Annotated in this window: 16 protein-coding genes and 2 pseudogenes; 6 read left to right on the forward strand and 12 right to left on the reverse strand. The window is 51.4% G+C overall.

The genetic code is table 11. From position 1 onward, the window contains the following. Window positions 1-443: 443 nt before the first annotated feature. The 5 genes from ACL2XJ_RS03600 to ACL2XJ_RS03620 all read right to left on the reverse strand — a co-directional run bounded on the left by ACL2XJ_RS03600 (window position 444) and on the right by ACL2XJ_RS03620 (window position 6779). Window positions 444-1748 carry a hypothetical protein gene (locus ACL2XJ_RS03600; RefSeq protein ID WP_413725628.1) on the reverse strand — a complete coding sequence of 435 codons (1305 nt, stop codon included), beginning with the start codon at window positions 1746-1748 and terminating at the stop codon, window positions 444-446. Further along, window positions 1669-5160 (reverse strand): hypothetical protein, encoded by a 3492-nt coding sequence (locus ACL2XJ_RS03605; RefSeq protein WP_413725629.1) that lies wholly within the window; start codon window positions 5158-5160, stop codon window positions 1669-1671. The genes ACL2XJ_RS03600 and ACL2XJ_RS03605 overlap by 80 nt, the downstream gene beginning before the upstream one ends. Before the next feature lie 71 nt (window positions 5161-5231). Further along, a complete protein-coding gene (locus tag ACL2XJ_RS03610) occupies window positions 5232-5675 on the reverse strand; it encodes a hypothetical protein (RefSeq protein ID WP_413725630.1) in 444 nt (147 codons plus the stop codon). A 319-nt stretch (window positions 5676-5994) separates the two neighbouring features. After that, window positions 5995-6357 carry a hypothetical protein gene (locus ACL2XJ_RS03615; protein WP_413725631.1) on the reverse strand — a complete coding sequence of 121 codons (363 nt, stop codon included), beginning with the start codon at window positions 6355-6357 and terminating at the stop codon, window positions 5995-5997. A 287-nt stretch (window positions 6358-6644) separates the two neighbouring features. After that, window positions 6645-6779: a hypothetical protein gene (locus tag ACL2XJ_RS03620; protein WP_413725632.1), complete on the reverse strand. Its 135-nt coding sequence runs from the start codon at window positions 6777-6779 to the stop codon at window positions 6645-6647. Window positions 6780-7148: 369 nt separating this feature from the next. Here ACL2XJ_RS03620 and clcA point away from each other — a divergent pair, with 369 nt between their 5' ends. Then, on the forward strand, window positions 7149-8606 hold the full coding sequence (gene clcA / locus ACL2XJ_RS03625; RefSeq protein ID WP_413725633.1) for a H(+)/Cl(-) exchange transporter ClcA: 1458 nt from the start codon (window positions 7149-7151) through the stop codon (window positions 8604-8606). A 35-nt stretch (window positions 8607-8641) separates the two neighbouring features. Here the strand turns inward: clcA and ACL2XJ_RS03630 are convergent, their stop codons facing one another. Further along, a complete protein-coding gene (locus ACL2XJ_RS03630) occupies window positions 8642-10108 on the reverse strand; it encodes a sensor histidine kinase (protein WP_413725634.1) in 1467 nt (488 codons plus the stop codon). Window positions 10109-10111: 3 nt separating this feature from the next. Continuing rightward, window positions 10112-10834 carry a response regulator transcription factor gene (locus ACL2XJ_RS03635; protein ID WP_413725635.1) on the reverse strand — a complete coding sequence of 241 codons (723 nt, stop codon included), beginning with the start codon at window positions 10832-10834 and terminating at the stop codon, window positions 10112-10114. A gap of 214 nt (window positions 10835-11048) precedes the next feature. Here ACL2XJ_RS03635 and ACL2XJ_RS03640 point away from each other — a divergent pair. Both ACL2XJ_RS03640 and ACL2XJ_RS03645 read left to right on the forward strand, forming a co-directional pair. Further along, a pseudogene (locus ACL2XJ_RS03640) lies at window positions 11049-11294 on the forward strand (cytochrome b/b6 domain-containing protein); the annotation flags it as partial. A 113-nt stretch (window positions 11295-11407) separates the two neighbouring features. Then, on the forward strand, window positions 11408-11659 hold the full coding sequence (locus ACL2XJ_RS03645) for a pentapeptide MXKDX repeat protein (protein ID WP_413725636.1): 252 nt from the start codon (window positions 11408-11410) through the stop codon (window positions 11657-11659). A gap of 78 nt (window positions 11660-11737) precedes the next feature. Here ACL2XJ_RS03645 and ACL2XJ_RS03650 read toward each other — a convergent pair whose 3' ends face one another. Next, window positions 11738-12652: a LysR substrate-binding domain-containing protein gene (locus tag ACL2XJ_RS03650; protein ID WP_413725638.1), complete on the reverse strand. Its 915-nt coding sequence runs from the start codon at window positions 12650-12652 to the stop codon at window positions 11738-11740. A gap of 111 nt (window positions 12653-12763) precedes the next feature. Here ACL2XJ_RS03650 and ACL2XJ_RS03655 point away from each other — a divergent pair, with 111 nt between their 5' ends. The 3 genes and pseudogenes from ACL2XJ_RS03655 to ACL2XJ_RS03665 form a co-directional block, all read left to right on the forward strand. After that, a complete protein-coding gene (locus tag ACL2XJ_RS03655) occupies window positions 12764-13513 on the forward strand; it encodes an SDR family NAD(P)-dependent oxidoreductase (protein WP_413725639.1) in 750 nt (249 codons plus the stop codon). Window positions 13514-13562: 49 nt separating this feature from the next. Continuing rightward, window positions 13563-14099, forward strand: coding sequence for a carboxymuconolactone decarboxylase family protein (locus ACL2XJ_RS03660; RefSeq protein ID WP_413725640.1), 537 nt, complete (start codon window positions 13563-13565; stop codon window positions 14097-14099). A 168-nt stretch (window positions 14100-14267) separates the two neighbouring features. Continuing rightward, window positions 14268-14421, forward strand: a pseudogene (locus ACL2XJ_RS03665) (type II toxin-antitoxin system CcdA family antitoxin); the annotation flags it as partial. 100 nt (window positions 14422-14521) lie between these two features. Here ACL2XJ_RS03665 and ACL2XJ_RS03670 read toward each other — a convergent pair. From ACL2XJ_RS03670 to ACL2XJ_RS03685, 4 genes are all read right to left on the reverse strand, one after another. After that, on the reverse strand, window positions 14522-15586 hold the full coding sequence (locus tag ACL2XJ_RS03670) for a mechanosensitive ion channel family protein (RefSeq protein ID WP_413725641.1): 1065 nt from the start codon (window positions 15584-15586) through the stop codon (window positions 14522-14524). 567 nt (window positions 15587-16153) lie between these two features. Further along, entirely contained in the window at window positions 16154-16948 is a 795-nt protein-coding gene (locus tag ACL2XJ_RS03675; RefSeq protein WP_413725642.1) for a hypothetical protein, read from the reverse strand. A 462-nt stretch (window positions 16949-17410) separates the two neighbouring features. Next, a complete protein-coding gene (locus ACL2XJ_RS03680) occupies window positions 17411-17809 on the reverse strand; it encodes a YybH family protein (RefSeq protein WP_413725643.1) in 399 nt (132 codons plus the stop codon). Further along, complete coding sequence (locus ACL2XJ_RS03685; RefSeq protein ID WP_413725644.1) at window positions 17806-18663, reverse strand: alpha/beta fold hydrolase; 858 nt, start codon at window positions 18661-18663, stop codon at window positions 17806-17808. The genes ACL2XJ_RS03680 and ACL2XJ_RS03685 overlap by 4 nt, the downstream gene beginning before the upstream one ends. Window position 18664: the final 1 nt, after the last annotated feature.

Genomic DNA, 18664 nt, shown 5'->3' on the forward strand with positions numbered 1-18664 from the left:
TTATTTTTGTCTCTCTTCCAATGTCAGTCCCGGCACCTGCGCCCATTCCCGGGTCGTTCATCAGCGGGACGGCGCCGGTTTCGGTCGGGATATTTCTATGCTTTCGCCAGCCCGCTGCATAAGTGTGCTTAATGCCGGCAGCATACGTTCAGAATAACCAACTTCATCACGATGTTTTACGCCAGAGTTGATTGGCGGCGCGCGAGTGCCGATAAAACACTACTGCCGACTACAGCTATGTCCTTCCCCACGGCGATAACACTGTACGCCGCAGGGGATCGTGCTGACAATCTCTGTTAGAGACTGTAGGGCTGAGAGAGGCGTACAGAAAATCTGGCACGACCTCCGCGCAACATTAAGTTGACTATTTTTATCGTTAGCACTGCAAATCATAAAGGTCAAAGTTCAAACACGTGTTTTCGTTCCATCGAACCTCAAACCCTCTAGAGATTTGCGAGGTATATTTCAGAGACTGCATAGGTTCCATTTCCGTTATCGTCGGCACGAAAATCTCCCACGTCATGAAAAACCAACAGCCGGTCAAAGGCTTTGGTAAATTTCATCATCATCTGTTTCGGTTTCGGATGTTGACTGTCCGCCAGGACGTATTGGCCCATCGGCAGGCGCCCGTGGCCAAGGGATAAAACACCTGTAGTATTCTCGCCCGTTCCTATGCGATAGATTTCAATATAACCATCGGCAAATCCAACGGCCGCCAGCGCATTCAGGGCGGAGAAGGCAACGCTCACGATCTTACCCAGTCCGTAGCTTTTTATCCCTACAGGCTGACTGCGGTGCAATAACAGGTTTTTACCATTGGTGGTATCCAACAGCAGGATTTCATGGTCATGCATTACATCATTGCGCTTAACGTAACCGAGAAAACGCTGGTCAGGGGAGACGAAGTCCGGCTGGAAGCCTTCAGGTGTTACCCAGCGGGGATGGTCTTCCTCTAAAAAAGACCAATGATTCACCCAAGGCACATATAACTCGCCTTGGTTCGTCACCCAGGATGCCCGACCGGGGACAAATTCCCCTGCTATCTGGGCTTCTTCAAAATGTTCCCTCTCCTTCCCCGCGTCCTCACTGCCCATCGGCGGCAAATGATAATACAGCGCGCGAAGACGGTGCGCCGTGCGTTCAACGACCAGTACCACGATATCGCCGTCGGGAGAAACGATGATGTCATCAACAGGATGGTTGGCTGATTGGCGATATAATCGCGTTTTGACACCGTCCGGCGTCTGTGCCCATATTTGGTGACTCTCATCGATCCAAAACATCGGTTGCTGGCCTTCCGCCAAGGCAAACTTTGTCACTAACGTCGGTGGCGTGTCGCCAAACTCCGGAAGCCAACGGCTCAACCCTTCTTCCATCAACAACGGCTCCGCCTCCATCCGATCGGGGAAAAGTTTTATGGCATATTTTTGTTGGCGTGCCCCCTCGTGTGAGACCTCATCGCTAATAATAAATAATCGAAGATCGGGACCTAACCCAAACAGTTTTGGCCCCGGCAACGGCCATGAGAGACCCTCAATCTGCGCCAATTGCCGACACGCCCATGGCGTATGGGTTGCCGTCACACGCTGCACGGTGTTGACTAGGGTTGCCCATAACGCAAGGGGCTGGAAATTCACAATCCACTCTGCCGGCAGGGAGAGATCCATTTCAAACGCGCGGAGCAAGGCGCTGGAAGCGTGCAGGATTTCGGTTCGCCGCGGTGGGTCCAGTCGCAACAGCAGCGCCACCTGACGTAATCGGGTGTGAATTGCGCCCGTTGAAGCTGGCGCGGCGTCCTGCGTTGGGTTTCCCACGCGACAAAGCGATGCAAGGGTCGGAAAAGTGCTTTTGGAAAAGGCCCGCGCGGCGAGTTTTTCGAACCGCGAAGGCGGCCCGCCTAAACCCCAATCGGGGTTGGGGGGGATGATTATCCACATTGATAATATCAAAGCTGCCCGTGAACAATTCATAGCGCAGAGTCCAGTATTTTTTGTTTTTTCCCTCCGCCGCATCATCAGTGGACAAGGTATGATAAAGGCCGTTAAACAGCGCGATGGTCAACATCCGCTCGCCAAACTTGAGGAACATTTTATTACCGTAACTGAATGCCCCGTTTACCAGCGGCGGCAAAAGGATGTTTATATACGGTTCCTGAGTTGCCAGGCGGTTGTTGCTGATCTTGGCGCGTAAAAATTCTCCCAGCCGGTGGGCATGCAGAGGCTCCACCGGCGAGGTAAAAACAAAGTCGCCGTTGTCGACCCGGTACGCCAGCCGGAATGCCGCCGCATTCTTCTGAGTAGGATGACGTAACAAGAAAGTGGCAGCGTTTTTTTCCGGCCAAAGCAGATAACGCCATTCGCCTATTTGTACATTGAGGTGGCATTCATCGTGGATAAGGGCATTAAAGCCAGTTGTGCCCTCTTCAGCTACCGTGTAATTGGCCAACAACCGCTGCCAGTCCATTACCGTGGCATGCGTGTTGCTTTCCCGCTTTTTCCGGCGCCGCACAGGCGTTAAGCGAAGACTCAATGTACGATCATTATCCCCGGGTTCAATCATGGAAACTGTTTCACCACGGTGATGTGACTGCTCCTGCCAATCGTCAATATTGTCCGCCGGTATCAAGGTGCCGTTGTCCCGGGAAAAAGCCCATCGCCTGGCGTTTATTTCAAACAGCATCCATTTTTCGTCAGCGAAGTCCAGCATAGACAGTGGGTGCACCACCACCAAGTGAATGGGCGAGCTGCTGGTGAGCAGCCAAAAAAAATGCACATCTATTATAAGGGGAAGTTCGGCATTTTTTTCAATCCTGTAATCCGGCTGGCTGTAGGGAGTGAGATTGCATTGAGGACTGCCAATATCCAGGCAGAAATGTTTTTTGTAAATGCCTAGCCGGCTTCGCAAATCCAACTGGGCAAATAACAATTGACCGCCCAAGGTACGTTCTCCGGTTTCAACCGCCACCAGACTGCTGTTGTGTATCTTAAGCACCGGGTAAGTCGTGCCCTGTATGGTGGCCGTCAAGGGAGTATCACCTTGGTGGTTATACGCAATTTGAAAATCAAGGACATCGGCGGCCACCAGATTTGTGACGCCTTCAGCGACGCTGGCGAGATTTCGTTGCCAGGCTACCACCCCGGCCGTTGTTCTGCCGAGAACGGCTAAATACAGCCCTTTAGTGAGCATGCTTATTGATTGCAGCGTGCTGATACCGGGATCGGCGCTTTTCAACAAGCCTAAGCCCATAGCCTCCATAAACTGCTTGGATTGAGCCCGCGTGGCCGCAATACCACCGGCAATTTGTACCGTGGCCGGCACGACATTCCTGAAAACTTCTTGCTCTGAAGCGCTGAACATAGGACCGCTCAGGGTCCGGCCAATGCCTACCCCCGCTTCCCTGAACAGACCTAACCCGGCCTTCATGCCGGTAAAGACCAGGGGCATCCCCACCATGGCGCCATCCACCAGGCATTCCAAAAAGGCGGACCGGTGTTCCCCGGTATGTAGCGCACGGACGCAGCCATAGAATGGAATGATATAACCCGACACCGTGGTCACTACATGTCGTAACGACGACTCTACCGTCTGGTAGCCCGCATCATGAATACTGAGCCGATAGGCCTGAAAATGGGCCTCAGCGTAACGCTCCAGGAAAAGATCTAACGTTTCATTTGACCGCTTTATAACGTCGGTGCCGTTTACCGGCAGCAGTGAAAATTCATGCTGAGGGACTAAGGCGGGGAAAGGCCAATCCGCCATATACGGCATCAGATCGCTGAGATGCTTATCTTCCAGGGGGATCTTACGCAGCAAATAGCCCTGCGAGGTGGTACGCAAGGCAAACAGTTTGCGGTCTTTGTGCTGCTTGGCTTGAAAAAAAAACGTATCCGGCTTGCCGAAATAATGTATCGGCTTATTGGAATAAAACATATCCGGTATGCGCCGATGTTGCATCAACCGGGGGGCGACCCAATCAATCTGGGCCCTTTGCAAAAACCGCACCTCTTCGGATTGAATATTTTCATCCTGCACATCGCTGGGCAAAAATGCCGCCGCCAAGAGCGCCATGTCCAGTGAGCGGATTTTTTCGGCAAAACGATCCACTTCGTGACGATAAAAACCATCCAGGTCAGGGATAGGCGTGCCTGTCGCTTCGCAATGCTGGCCGGCGGGGGAAACCATCAAGCGCCTGACCTGATCTGCATGCTGTGAAGCGGTCTCCCCGTTCCCCGGGTCATCATCATCTCGCAGGGGGGAGTGCGCGTATGCGCAATGCTGTTTTAACAATTCCTCGGCCGCCACTTTGCGTGAGCGCCATGACGGTTTTTGAAAACCCACCTGATAATAAACAAAACCGTCATAAAGACGCTGCGCAACCTGATGCCGCGTTTCCAGCTCGGTCTTTAACAGATCAAACGCGGGATCCAGCGTGTCTGCCGCCAGAACCTCGTTCAGGCTCAGCTCGGGGCGGGCACGAAGATAATAGAGCAATAATCCCAGATACATCGTCGGCTCCACGCCGGAGGAGAGCACGCCTTGCCTGAACATACTGACCAGGCCGAGACCTAATTCAATGACGGATTGCAGGCTGGCGGATTTTAGATGTTCCGGATCTTCCAGAACCATGGTGCGGGCGCCAAATTGCAATAACGCCCAGGTTAGACTGCCGATCCACAATTTATCCAGGTCAATTATGGCAGGCTGGATTTCCTGCATCCCTTCCTGAACAGTTTGCACGCTATACAGATTTTTTAAATAAAGAGACGGAATTTCCGGTGCTTCAAACGTTTTTTGCCACAGCCATTTGTCCTTTTCATCCAAACTGGAATAGGGCCAGAATTGCACTAATGCGGCAAAGGCTTGCTGAGTAATATGACGGTTACCGTCAAATATCTTAGCTATACGCAATACAATATTGTCTTCGTGGTAGATAAGCTTACACAGCGCCTGGCCGATAAGTCCTGTGTGCTGTAAGGGACTCAGGTTATCCCCCCACCGTTCACCATAAAGTTGACTGCCATAAAGAGCTAAACGGGCAATATCGGGAAATAAATGGGGTTTTAGTTCGATGGCGTTGAATATCTCGATGGCCAGCTGTTGATCCACAACAGTGGCAGGGTCAATTCCCGCCGCCGCATTTTTGTTTAAAAATAGAGCCAAGCGATATTGCCAATCCGTCCTGCTATGGTGCGACGCTGGAGTGGCCTCGCGTTTTGATCTAATTGGTCCACTTATGGGAACGGCTGCCCTATCATCGGGATAGTCAATGACCGGAGAAAAGTAGGAGGTCTTTTCTTGACGAATGGTATTATTTTTTTGGGGGGGATGGGAAGTAATGAAAAAACGCTATGGGTATCTCTTATTGTTGCTCTGTGCTGATGATCGCCAATGTTGGACAAACCAAGCAGGCCATAAATTAATTTTCTGACATTATTGTTAGGGGGTTTAAGGTTGGGTTTATTATTTAAATGATATTTAATGCGTTGGCTTTTTTCTTTGTTATACTCTGCTGCGAGAGTGTAGAGATCATGTCCATTTAATGGCTCCTTATACTGTGGTAATGTATTATGTGTTGATGATGCGTATGTCAGATGGTGATGTAGACTGCGAGTATTTTTTATACTGTGATGAGAAGACCCAGGCTGTATACCGATCGGCTCTACTGAAAAATTCATCGTGGATCCTTCTTGATATTTAAGAATGCTAGAAATGATGGAGATAAAATCATGAATTTATATTAAATATAACCCGAGGGCCACCCGAGTTACAGATACAACTCATCACAAAATTTCAATATAAACTTAACCAAGAAAAATGATAATTAATAAAGTAAACTTTATTTTTAGGTAATATATAAAATAATTTACATCAGAAGAAATATTTTATTAGTATAAAATGATAAGATTGACTATTTTTTAATTAAGCTATTTTTATCATCTTTTCCTTATAGCATTTTACCTGGAGTTGACCTGGACGCTTGCAGGACATTTGGCGTCATCCCAATATTGATACCAGGTCACGACCTGCAGCGCGTCGCTGACGTAAAGCAATCGCTTCATTCACCGACCTCAAACATCCGTTGAATATCTGCGTCAGCATCATTGAAACTGTCATCCATTGTGATTCTATTTTCATAGCCACCAGGATTTCTGTCCCTTTGCAAAATGGGCACCAATTGAACATAGGGTATACCCGCTTTGGCGATGATGACCGTTTCGCCATCCGCAGCGCCGGATCGTCGCTCTCAAGCAATGTCTCGGCACAAAGCTCGCAGTTTCCGGCCAGTTCGGTGAAATCCGTGGCGGCGCTGAAGGGGATGGAAAGTAACGGATGTGTCTGGGTGAGGGGTGTAGCCATAAGGCAGCCTCCAGTGAGCAACAAACTATTCCCACCACCAGAGGTTCCAATCCCAGCACCTGATTTTGCAGGTGCGGCTTAACGATACCGTTATCCATGATGTGCCGCAAGAGGTTTTGCCAAGGGAAACAAGGCGGGATGGCCCTTTCGCCGATGAAAACAGGAATTGGTGATCATGCAATTTACTGTTTATCTGTATAAGCGGGCAAGCCATTACAGGAAGAGTATTGGATGGCCCGAAGTCCGCCAACGATCTCAAAAAATGTAGGGCTTTAATCTTAGGATGTTTATAGTATGGCAATCGAAAGCAAGTTTGTGCCGGCAATAATCGCCATAGCCAAAAATTCAGCTTTATTGCGAGAAATCATTCCCTGCGAAAAGGCGATCTGAGCCTCGTTGATAAATAGAAAACCAACAGACACATTATAAAATAGAGGATAAACTTTATCTTATTGCTGGTTTAAGGTAAACCCAACATAGTTTATTTTGCTGAAAGTTAATTTCACCTATGAAAATATTATTTTTACTACAAATTTAATTAGGCCATCATAGCGCTGATGCAACTGCGAATAGGACTGAACTTGACGTCTTATCGGCACAGCGTCTGACCTATTAAGCGGAATACTCATTCCGTACTGATTAAATCTTGTTTATAACACTTCTTCAACTAAAATATATCATTTTGACCATACTCTCATCAGTCTAACATCTTGTATCCATTTGATGGCACTATATCCGGATAAATGCGTTAAACTATGCGCTTTATTTTTAAATTTTGATGATAAAAGCCTATGAAGCCGCTGCAGCCAAAATCGCCCACAGTACTTACCTTACAGCGACGCAGGGACGTCATTCGCCAATTTATACAGCGTGATAAAACGCCGGTGATAATCCTAATCTTGGCAGCGCTGGTAGGTATTATTGCCGGCCTGATAGGTGTGGCTTTTGAGAAAGCAGTGGATTGGGTGCAGCAACGGCGTCTATCCGCGTTGGCGCATGTCGCCGATAGCTGGATCCTTGTCTGGCCCCTGTCCTTTATTATCTCCGCCTTGCTGGCGATGCTGGGCTATTATCTTGTTCGGCGTTTTGCGCCGGAAGCCAGCGGTTCGGGCATACCGGAGATCGAAGGCGCGCTGGAGGAACTGCGGCCGGTACGTTGGTGGCGGGTGATCCCGGTAAAATTTATCGGCGGTATGGGGACGCTGGGCGCCGGGATGGTGTTGGGGCGAGAAGGACCCACGGTACAAATGGGGGGGAATGTCGGACGCATGATAGTGGATATCTTTCACCTGCGCGGCGCCGAAGCACGGCATACCCTTCTGGCAACGGGGGCGGCGGCGGGGCTTTCAGCGGCGTTTAATGCCCCGCTGGCGGGTATCCTGTTTATTATTGAAGAAATGCGTCCGCAGTTCCGCTATAACCTGATTTCAATTAAAGCCGTCTTTATTGGCGTCATCATGTCGACTATGGTGTTTCGCTTCTTTAATGGCGAGCATTCAGTAATCGATATTGGCAGATTGGCCTCTGCGCCCATGGATACGCTTTGGTTGTATCTGCTTCAGGGGATGGTATTTGGTCTGGTTGGAATGTCATTCAATATAATGGTGTTTCGCAGCCAGGACCTGTTCGCCCGATTACATGGCGGCAACTTACGCAAATTCCTGCTCATCGGCGGCATTCTGGGGGGAGGATGCGGGCTCCTTCTACTCGTTCAGCAGGCCGCTATCGGCGGTGGTTTTGCGCTGATACCTATCGTCGCGGCAGGAAACTATACCCTGGGTATGTTGGTATTGATTTTTATTGTCCGAATGGTGACTACCCTACTCTGTTTCGGCTCAGGGGCTCCCGGGGGGATTTTTGCGCCCATGCTGGCCTTGGGAACCGTATTGGGTACCGTATTCGGTATGGCAAGCCTCCATTGGTTCCCCTATTATGGCCTCGAGGTCGGAACCTTTGCCATAGCCGGCATGGGGGCGCTCTTCGCCGCGTCGGTGCGGGCACCCCTTACCGGGATCGTATTGGTGTTGGAAATGACGGATAACTATCAGCTCATTTTGCCGATGATTATTACCTGTTTGGGCGCCACGATAGTTGCACAGCTTTTGGGCGGGAAACCCTTATATTCAGCCCTGCTTGCCCGTACATTACAACGGCAGGAGGCCGCGATGGCAATGTCGGTTGATAAGGTTGCCGATGATGAAATTACGACCACGCGCGACCTCACAGCGGCCGCTCCCGGCGAAAAGTAAATCCGCCCCTACGGTTGCTGCTTATCATCCGGCGTTTACACCGGCACCGAGAACTGGAAACACGCCCCGCGTTCAGGCTCTTCAATGAGCGTGATATCGCTGCCGTGCAGTTGCAGAATACGGCGGACGATCATAAGGCCGAGCCCGCCGGCCCGGTGTTTATCGGCGCTGAGGATCGACGGACGGACAAACAGATTCTCTTTAAGCTCCGGAGCGATTCCCGGGCCGCTGTCTTTAAGACGCACCATCACCTGCCCTTCGTTTTTCCACAATCTGATCCCGATGGTGCCGCCTTCCGGCGTATGGCGTATGGCATTATCCAGGAGATTGGTCAGCACTCTTTCAATCATCCCCAAATCCGCGTTAACCAGCGGGATGCCGGGCGTGATGTCGGCCTGCAGCTTTTGTCCGCGCGTCTCGGTGGCCAGTTCGAATTTTTGAAAGACGTCCTGCACCAGTTCGCACAGGGAAAACGACTCTTTTTGCGGTTTTACCACGCCATATTCCAGCCGGGCCAGTTCGAACAGCTCCTGGGCCAGCCGTCCGACCTTTTTACTCTGCGTCAGCGCAATGTTCAGATAGCGCTGCCTGTCCTCATCGCTCAGATGGTCCGATTTCACCGACAGCGTTTCCAGATAGCCATGCAGCGACGTCAGCGGCGTGCGCAGGTCATGGGAAATATTCGCGATAAATTCGCGCCGCTGTTGATCCTGCACCATCAGGCTTTGCCATTGCCGGTCAATACGCTTTGCCAGCGCGACAAAAGCCTGCTGTAATTGCGTCACTTCATCGCGCGGAGCACCGGATGGCGCACCGTTTTTCGCCAGCGTTTGAATGGCCGCCATCCCGCCATTGTCCAGCAAGGCTATTTGCGCCGTCAGTTTGCGCACCGGGCGCGTCACCCAGCGGAATGCCAGCGCGCCAGCCAGCAGACCAAATAGCGCCACCAATCCCATGGAGCGCAGCGCCATATAAATCGCCGATTGGTATTGGGCATCGCTGCTCAGCGCGGTATATGCGTCGCCGAGCAGTACGATATACACATAACCTTTGGTCACGCCGTTCACCTGCAACGGCGCGGCGCTAAAGACCTGGCGGTTTTGCGGCTCGCGCGGATTATCGCCATAAACCGGCATCCTCGCGCCGTGCAGCAGGGCGTTAATGGGAGCCAAGTCAATCTTCTGCCGTTGCAGTTTTCCTGCCGGGGCCGCGTTGCCGATGATATTGCCGTCTTTATCCAGCAAATAGACTTCAACGCTCGGGTTGACCGCCATCAGTTGATCAAATAACCGGTGCACCGCTTGCGGATTCAACCCCTCCTGGCTGAGCAGCGGATTATTGGCCGCAATCTGCGTGGCCAGATTGGCCGACAGCCGCTGAATAACCGATTGGCCGTACTGATTACTGGAACGCACCTGCATATAACCGGAAAGCGAGCAGCAGGCGATCAGCAACAGCATGAATACCAGTGTCAATCGTTGCGCCAGCGTGAGATTTTTCATGATTTACCCTTGCATGCCTTCAGCGAAGGACGCGAATTTATACCCCTTGCCCCACACCGTCAGGATCCGCTCCGGCTCAGCCGGATTAGCTTCTATCTTGATGCGCAGCCGATTGATATGGGTGTTCACCGTATGTTCATACCCTTCGTGCTCATAGCCCCACACCTGATTTAACAGGCTGAGGCGCGAAAACACTTTGCCGGGATTTTTAGCAAAGAAGTACAACAGGTCAAACTCCCGCGGCGTCAGCTCAACGGGCTGCTGATTGAGCAGCACTTCACGGGCAATCGGATCAATTGTCAGACCGGAAAAACTCAAGGTGCCGGCATCCAGTTTCACATTGCGGCTCATGGCTTCCTGGCGGCGGAAAAGCGCCTTGACCCGCGCCACCAGTTCCAGCACCGAGAAAGGTTTCGCCAGATAGTCATCGGCGCCCAGCTCCAGGCCGAGCACCCGGTGCACTTCGCTGGAGCGCGCGCTGATAATAACGATCGGCGTATAGCGCGTCATATTGCGGGCGCGGCGGCAGATCTCCAAACCATCGACGCCCGGCAGCATCAGGTCGAGGATTAATGCGTCCCAGCCGCCTTTTTCCAGCAGCGTTGCGCCCAGATTGCCGTCGCCGGCGTGGGTAATGTCATAACCTTCATCACGCAGATGCAGACTGAGTAAGTCAGCGATATCGCCGTCATCTTCGACGATCAGGATCTTTTTCGTTTTGTCCATGTGTTCATCTTCACGCGTGGCTTCTCCATACCGTCTGAGTCTACACAAGCAACTCATCCGGAGTTATCACATTTTATTTAACTTTGCGTGAGGTCTTGGGGAACAAATCCGCTCAATACTCGCCACATCACCCGGCGGAAGGCAGGAAAAATCATGATGCTGCAGCCCAATTTATCTATGGGTAGTAAACAGGATCCCAAACCGGTGACGGTTCACCCTCGGCGGCTGGCTGGGCGGCGCGCTCCAATGGCATTTCGCCGGCATTCTGCTGGCCATTTCAGGCCTGGTGGTATGGAAGTCGGTGCAATTCCCGCGGTTGAGGGAGTTGCTCGGCGGTTATGACGCCGCGCGCTATGTGCACTTTGTGGCGATGGCTGCTCTGGTGGGATTTGTGGCGCTGCATTTGGTGATGGTGGCGCTGGTGCCGAGAACCCTGATTGCCATGCTGCGTGGCCGCTAAGGAAGCTCAGGGCTACAACTGGTTTGGCGGCAGCTGATTACCGCCGACGAATACGCTTTATACACAAGGCGATATGCCGTTTTATCTCAATAAAACCCGGAAAAGGAAATACGATGAAAAAGCTAACCGTAATGATGATGTCGGCCGCGCTGATGATGGGTGCCGCAAGCACCACCTATGCCGCTGATACCATGATGAAAAAAGACAGCATGGGCCACACCGCCAAAGACTGTATGAAAAAGGACGGCATGGGCAAGGACTGCATGTCAAAAGATAAAATGTCTCAAGATAAAATGTCACAAAACGGTATGTCTAAAGATCACATGAAGAAAGATACGATGAAAAAAGACGCAATGGGTCAATAACGTTCACGCTTTTTCTATTTTTCATGCAAAACACCTCCGGTCATTATCTGTCCAGAGGTGTTTTCAATGAGATACAGCTCAAGTCAGCGCCGCGGATAGATGCTCGACAAATGCCCTGACCTTGGCCGAATGCTTGCGTTCGGGCGGGCTCACAGCATGAATTGGCGATTGGGGCGACTCCCAGTCCGGCATGAGCCGCACGATTTCTCCACAAGCCAGCTCTGCGTCGAACAGCCAGGTGGGCGAAAAGCCAATACCCATCCCTGTGGTCACGGCAAATCGGAGTACCTCGCTGCTGTTGGTCTGGATATGCCCCTCGACATGAATACTCTTGATGGTCCCTTTCGTCTCCAACGCGCCTGCTCCCGCTGTAAATGTCCACAAATCGCTGTTGGACATTCCTGTGTAAACAATGCATTCGTGCGCTTGCAGGTCTTCCGGATTGACCGGAACCCGAACGCCTTTGGGAAGGGTTCGCAGGTAGTCGCGATGCGCAAGCAGCATACGATGGGAGGTGCCGATGCGCCGGGCAATCAGCCCGCTGTCTGGCAAGTCGCCGATCCGAACCGAAACATCAATCCCCTGCTCAACCAAGTCGATAAAACCATCATTCAGCCGCAGATCGATTTTGACATCGGGATGCGCCGCCATGAACGACTTCACCAACGGCATCAGCTTTAAACGGCCAAAACCCACCGAGGCCGCCACCCGAATCCAGCCGCGTAGTTGCCCTTCTCCTTTGATCAGGCCCGCTTCCGCCTCCGCAATTTCGGCGACCAACCTTCGGGCCTGCTCGAAATAGCGCTCGCCCTCTTCGGTGAGGGCAAGGGACCGCGTCGTCCTGACAAGCAGTTTGGCCCCCAATGCCTTCTCCAGGGCGGCCACCTGCTTGCTCACGGCGCTTTGGGTAGCCCGCAATTCGTTCGCCACGGCGGAAAAACTGCCGGATTCGACCACTCTCACAAAAGTGCCCATTGCAGAAAGCTTGTCCACACCCGCTCCATTTATTCCATTTTCTACTAATTTATATGACCAAAACCAGTCTATATCAACCAAAGGGAATCAGTCAAAGTAGAGCCATCCTTCATCCAACCAGGAATACACATGAACCAAACCACAGTCCTTATCACCGGCGCTCTTACCGGCATCGGCCGGGCAACCGCCTTCGCTTTCGCCAGGCTCGGCGCCGATGTGGTCGTCAGCGGACGGCGCGAGGAGGTTGGCGCAGCGCTGGCCATTGAACTTCGCTTGCTTGGCGGCAAGGCTGAATTCGTCAAAGCGGATGTCGCCAACGAGACGGAAGTCAGAGACCTTGTCGAAAAGACGGTCAGCCTGTTCGGCAAGATCGACATTGCCGTCAACAACGCGGGTACCGAAGGCATGCAGGGCCCGATCACCGAACAAAGCGTGGACAATTTCCTCGCCACGTTTTCGACGAACGTGCTGGGCACGCTATTGTCGATTAAGCATGAAATGCGCGCAATGCAGGCCCAAGGACATGGCTCCATCGTCAATCTGTCCTCAATAGCGGGCCAGGTCGGCATGGCCGGCGCCTCCGTCTACGCCGCCAGCAAATTTGCCGTCGAGGGGTTAACCAAGAGCTCGGCGTTGGAAGGCGCAGCCTTCGGCGTGCGCGTCAACGCAGTAGCGCCGGGGCCGGTGGCAACCGACATGCTCGACCGTTTTGTCGGACGCAACGAAACCGCCAAGACCGGATTTCTCGGAAGCATTCCAGCCAAACGCGCGGCGACGGCGGATGAGGTAGCCGAGACGATTGTTTTCATCGCTTCCGCCAAGGCGCCCTACATCACCGGACAATCCATCGCAGTGGATGGCGGCTACACCGCGCAGTAAACACAATCAAACTTTCACACCCGCTTTCAATCATCGACAGGAGAACGCCATGACCACCATCAACGTACCCACCCGCGAAGAAGTCAACGCAACCAACCAGGCTATTTTTGACAATCTCAAAAAAAGCCTTGGCATGGTCCCCAACCTCTTCGCCACGTTTGCCCACTCTAAGACGGCGCTCGCCACCTATCTGGCATTGCAAAACGCGAAGAGCAGCGTCTCCGGCAAGGCTCGCGAGGTCATCAACCTGGTCGTCAGCCAAGTGAACGAATGTGAATATTGCCTGGCCGCCCACACCATGCTAGGAAAAATGAATGGCTTAACCGATGAGCAAATCATCGAAATCCGTCATGGCCACGCCGGTTTCGACCCCAAGCTTGATGCGCTAGCCCGCTTGGCCAAACGCATCACGCAAAGCCGTGGCCACGTTGATCAAGCTTTGGTTGAAGCATTCTTTGCCGCAGGCTGGACTAAGGAAAACCTGGTGGATGCCATCGTCATTATTGGCGACAAAACCGTGAGCAATTATTTGCACTCCACCACGAAAATTCCAGTGGACTTCCCTGCTGCCCCTAAGCTGGATTGATTCAACAAAGCAAGGGGAGCGACATGCCATGCACGCTTCCAGTTCATCCCCAGCAAGCGACCACTACCAATGCCAAAGGTCTTGCGCTGGGTATTACTGCAGGGCTGTTTGCTGCCGGCATGGGTGCTCTCTATACCGTCTACCCTCGCTGCAGGAATCGACTCGATAAATATAGGCAAGGCAGCTCGTCGCATAAAGGCTGGGGAATGTAAGAAAGAGAACCCGCGAAGGGATGGAGGAAGTCGCCAGATTTATCGCACAGAATGGCTCTTTCGCCGATGAAATTAAAAATGCTATCAATCTCATGTTCTGGGGTGTTTAAACGCCATTAAATGGTTTTCAGTAAAAGGGCGGTATCTGTACGTTCCACTGTATAACCCCAGAAAAAAATGAGAGCGATTAACCACTGACCTCTCGAACGATCAAACACCGGAATCGGTCAGTGTAGCCCTCACGTGAGGAAGGCTCTGCGGATAATTTTGCTGAATAAACTCAATCATTTTTTCCCGCACGTGGCAGCGTAAATCCCAGGCAATGGGGGAATTCTGCGCAGTCATCAATAATCTGACGGTCATGGTTTTGTCATTAGTATCGGTAACCTGGAGCACCTGAGTCTGTTGATCCCAAAGCTTTGTTTCACTGAGTACTTTTTCAAAATGCTTACGGAGAGGATCTAATGGCATGGAATAATCAAGGTAAAGAAAAACAGAGCCTAATATTTGTGCATTATTACGCGTCCAGTTCTGGAAGGCATTTTCTGTAAAGTATGTAATGGGCAGGACCAGTCGGCGCAGGTCCCAGATACGCACAACAACATAAGTCAGGTTTATCTCCTCAATCCAGCCCCATTCATTTTCAACGACTACCGCATCATCAATTTTTATAGGTTGCGTGAAGGCTATCTGAATGCCGGCAAACAGGTTGACAAGCGACTTCTGAAGGGCAAACCCAATTATTATTCCGGCAACCCCAGCACCGGCCAGGATGGTAGTGCCGAATTTTCGGACTCCAGGGAAACTGAGTAGAATCAGAGAAAGACAGAATGACACCAGTAGTACGATAGCGACCTTTTTTACATATATTATCTGAGTGCGAATTTTACGGGCACGAAGATTATTCGAAAGATTAATGTCATAGCGTATAAAAAGCATATCCTGCGCAACATTCGTCAATCGAATCAAAACGGAGCAAAATGACAATATAATGAATATATTAACGGTTGTTGTAATGAAAACAAGGGAGTCCGGCTGAATGCTAATATAATTAACCCCTACATTTATTAACAGTAAGGGAATGAAAAGAAACATTGAACCACGAAGATGCTTTTCAAGTGATTTAAATAGCTTTCTGTCACGGCTCTGCCAGTAGCGGATGAACCTGAGAAGTATAAATCGGGCCAGGAAGCCCAGTGCGAATGAGAGAGTGACGAGCAATAGAGCAGGCACCCATGATGGAGCACCAGATAACTCACCGAATATCATTGGCATTTTTTTCCCTTATAATCAACCAACAACCTTTAGTTGTCAGATCAGTAATAAAAACTCATTAACCTTGGTCTTTTCGATTATCTGCAGACTAAGTGGTTAACGTACATGAGTTTTTGCAAAAGTTAGTTACCTGACTTTCTTAACACAAAATAACCTCGAAAAGAAACCGATATTTTATGGGCAGCATAAACGCAACCCACTAAAATTTATTATAACGTTTAATTTACTCAGCCTGCCGGCAGGCTGTCCGCGCTTAAATCGCACGGGTATCATTTGCCCATACCGGGCGTTGTTCCTGGGGAAAACGTCGGACACTGCCTTGCGCGGCCGGCCAAAAATGTCAGAAGCCGGTGGCCGCAAGTGTGTGCAATACCGTGTCTAGAGACGCTTTGCGCCAGTGTCTTCGCTACAGGAATGCACAGCTTTTATTATGAACTCTATCTGCGTGGTAAACCGAAAATTGTTGCGCCAGGCGCTGTGGCGAATCGACCGTTAAACTGGGGATAAAAAAGTGTTGGCAATGAGCTGAAAACATTGATGTCTTCAAAGTACTACGCATATCCGACGTTACAGCTTCAATGACCAGCGTTCCCATTTTTTTTCAATTTGTGATAATTTATCCAGTGCATTTTCGTACGTTTCTAACGTACAGCCGCCATTCAATGAAGCTACAGCAATAGGGCCGCGAAGCATCGCAATGTCTGCCATAGCTAATATCGCATCATCTTCGTTAGCCACATCACTTTTTGCAGCGTCAAAAAGGCCTGTGGCACGCCGATTAAACTCGCTTTCCGCCGCTTTTAAAACAAAGGACCTTTGTTGCACGGGTATTGCATCCACGGCTTGCTGCTTCGTTGATGGTAGAGGTAATCTCTGTGAAGGTTGGGGAGAGGTGGTTTTTTCCTCAAACCCAGGCCCCGGTTGATTAAGCGATTGGATTAAACCGGCGGCAATTTTATCGGCAAATGCTTTTTTGGCCATCAGCCCGAATAAATCATTGGAATAAAGAGCATCTGGATGAAAACTTACGGCTATTGAGCCTTTCGGTTGTATTAAAATCACCGACAAAAATTCGTCTTTACCTGGAATCTTGACGTAGCCAATATAAAGTTTCGGCGAGGAGTGGTAATCGAACTTTTTCTGTGTACTACCGTATTTATGAAAATATAACTCAATAATTTCTGGTACTGAGAACGCCGTACCTTTTCCATTATCGAATGCTTCCTGTGAGGACGCGGCTTGTGCGATTCTGTCTGCTGAGGCTAACGCAACCGTTTTTTTAATAAAAGAAAAAACCATAATCACCTGCATATTCACTGATATAGAGATATCTTTATTATGGCATACTTGAGAAGCTGCCAATGTTTACACATCAGGTTTGGACATCTATAGATGGATGCCACTTCCGTTGGATGATACAGTACAACACGCTTATTTATCATTGATTTTAAGCAAACTATCAAGAGGGGCTTTATGCCGCCTGGCCCCATCCCCAGGAGGTCGCTGCAGTGATTAAAATGTCATCCGTCATGAAGGACTGCCGCCGGTGAAATGCTTCCTTTGTGAGATCTTCAATCATCTGAAATACCGCCCTTCGATTGAATTAGGGGAACAACCTCGTCGGCGTCATCCTTGCTTGACGCATAGTTTACGATAACGGTAGCGCCCGCATTGCCTAAGGCTCTGGCGATACCCGCGCCGATACCTTTGGACGCCCCGTGACAACAGCAATTTAGCCTGATAATTTCATTGGATGACCTTTTCTGAGATGAACACCCTTTAGCCGGATGGCATCCGTTCAGGATGTGGGGCGCGCAGCGCTGACTACACAACCTGGTGCAAAGGGTCCGAGTGATGGTGGAAAATCCGCCATTGGTCTTGCTCCCGGCGATACAGAACCGTGACGCGCCGGCATCTTACCGTCGAATCTTTCATGTTGGTTACGCATTCCCGCAAAATGACGTATCCGAGCATCCCGTCGTTGATGGCTGCGATGGGCTCCTCCTGATAGTCAGGCTGCCATCCCCGGTAGTTGGCGGCTGCGCGGATTATCGCCGCGCAGACCGCTTCGTAGCCCGTGTAGAGGCCGCCGTAGGCGCCCATCATGGTGACGTCTGGCGCACGGGACCACAGTTGCTGGTAGGGAATGTGCTCGCCGACGAGAAGACTTCCGACGGCGGCATGCAACTCCCCTAGGGCGTCCTGCCATGATTGTGACTTCATGGCCGTTGTCCGATGGTCTTGCGGACGAACGGCTCGACTGCGGCGCGCCAAGCCTGGGGGTTGTCGAAGTGCAGCACATGTCCTGCGTCCGACACCAATACGAATTCACCTGCCGGAAGCACATCTGCCATGCGGCGTGAAGCCTCGGCGGGGAAATAACTGTGCTCCCCGGCGACCACAAGCGCCGGGCAGTGAACCTGGCTCAGTTCAGGGGTATGATCGCGGTTGTTCCAGTGTTCGCGGCAGGCAAGTACATTGCGCGTACCCGCAAGAGGCCAATAACCATCCCGCCGCTCAGCGAACACCTCGACAAAATAGTCTCCTTCAGCCGGGTGTACTCGTTCGGAATGCGCGCCAATCATGTATTTACCAAAATAGTCCCCGCCGAAATAGTCGCGGATAGCCGCAATACTGTCGAATGGGACCGGCCACTCGTCCAGCCATGTCTGCCAGCGTACCTGAACGTCGGGCACCACGGCGGCCATGTCGCCGATAACCACGGAACGGACCAGTTCAGGATGCTTGCCTGCGAGCTGCCACGCGGTGAGCGCGCCCATCGAATGGCCGATGACCACGGCGGGAGCGAGGCCATACGCATTAATCACTGCGGCGGCGTCCTCGACATGGGCGTTGCGGTCGTAGGGCCCTTCGGGCGCGTCGCTTAAGCCGTGGCCGCGGGCATCGTATCCGATCACTTTTCCATGTTCGGTCAGCCACCCTGCCGTTGTTGACCAGGTCGTTGCCCTGCCCATCATTCCGTGGATAAGGAGAATCCCTCCTCCCTGACCGCCGAAGTCGATGGTGGCCAGGTTGGCGCCGGCAAATCCGGCGACGTTGCTGCGCTTCCAGTTCATA

It is taken from the genome of Sodalis sp. RH16, from assembly GCF_047324245.1.
Classification (GTDB): domain Bacteria; phylum Pseudomonadota; class Gammaproteobacteria; order Enterobacterales; family Enterobacteriaceae; genus Acerihabitans; species Acerihabitans ligni.

Coding starts and splice junctions, on each gene's coding strand:
- ACL2XJ_RS03610 (WP_413725630.1), bottom strand. CDS start 5,675: ATGAATTTTTCAGTAGAGCCGATCGGTATACAGCCTGGGTCTTCTCAT.
- ACL2XJ_RS03615 (WP_413725631.1), bottom strand. CDS start 6,357: ATGGCTACACCCCTCACCCAGACACATCCGTTACTTTCCATCCCCTTC.
- clcA (WP_413725633.1), top strand. CDS start 7,149: ATGAAGCCGCTGCAGCCAAAATCGCCCACAGTACTTACCTTACAGCGA.
- ACL2XJ_RS03630 (WP_413725634.1), bottom strand. CDS start 10,108: ATGAAAAATCTCACGCTGGCGCAACGATTGACACTGGTATTCATGCTG.
- ACL2XJ_RS03635 (WP_413725635.1), bottom strand. CDS start 10,834: ATGGACAAAACGAAAAAGATCCTGATCGTCGAAGATGACGGCGATATC.
- ACL2XJ_RS03645 (WP_413725636.1), top strand. CDS start 11,408: ATGAAAAAGCTAACCGTAATGATGATGTCGGCCGCGCTGATGATGGGT.
- ACL2XJ_RS03655 (WP_413725639.1), top strand. CDS start 12,764: ATGAACCAAACCACAGTCCTTATCACCGGCGCTCTTACCGGCATCGGC.
- ACL2XJ_RS03660 (WP_413725640.1), top strand. CDS start 13,563: ATGACCACCATCAACGTACCCACCCGCGAAGAAGTCAACGCAACCAAC.
- ACL2XJ_RS03670 (WP_413725641.1), bottom strand. CDS start 15,586: ATGCCAATGATATTCGGTGAGTTATCTGGTGCTCCATCATGGGTGCCT.
- ACL2XJ_RS03680 (WP_413725643.1), bottom strand. CDS start 17,809: ATGAAGTCACAATCATGGCAGGACGCCCTAGGGGAGTTGCATGCCGCC.
- ACL2XJ_RS03685 (WP_413725644.1), bottom strand. CDS start 18,663: ATGAACTGGAAGCGCAGCAACGTCGCCGGATTTGCCGGCGCCAACCTG.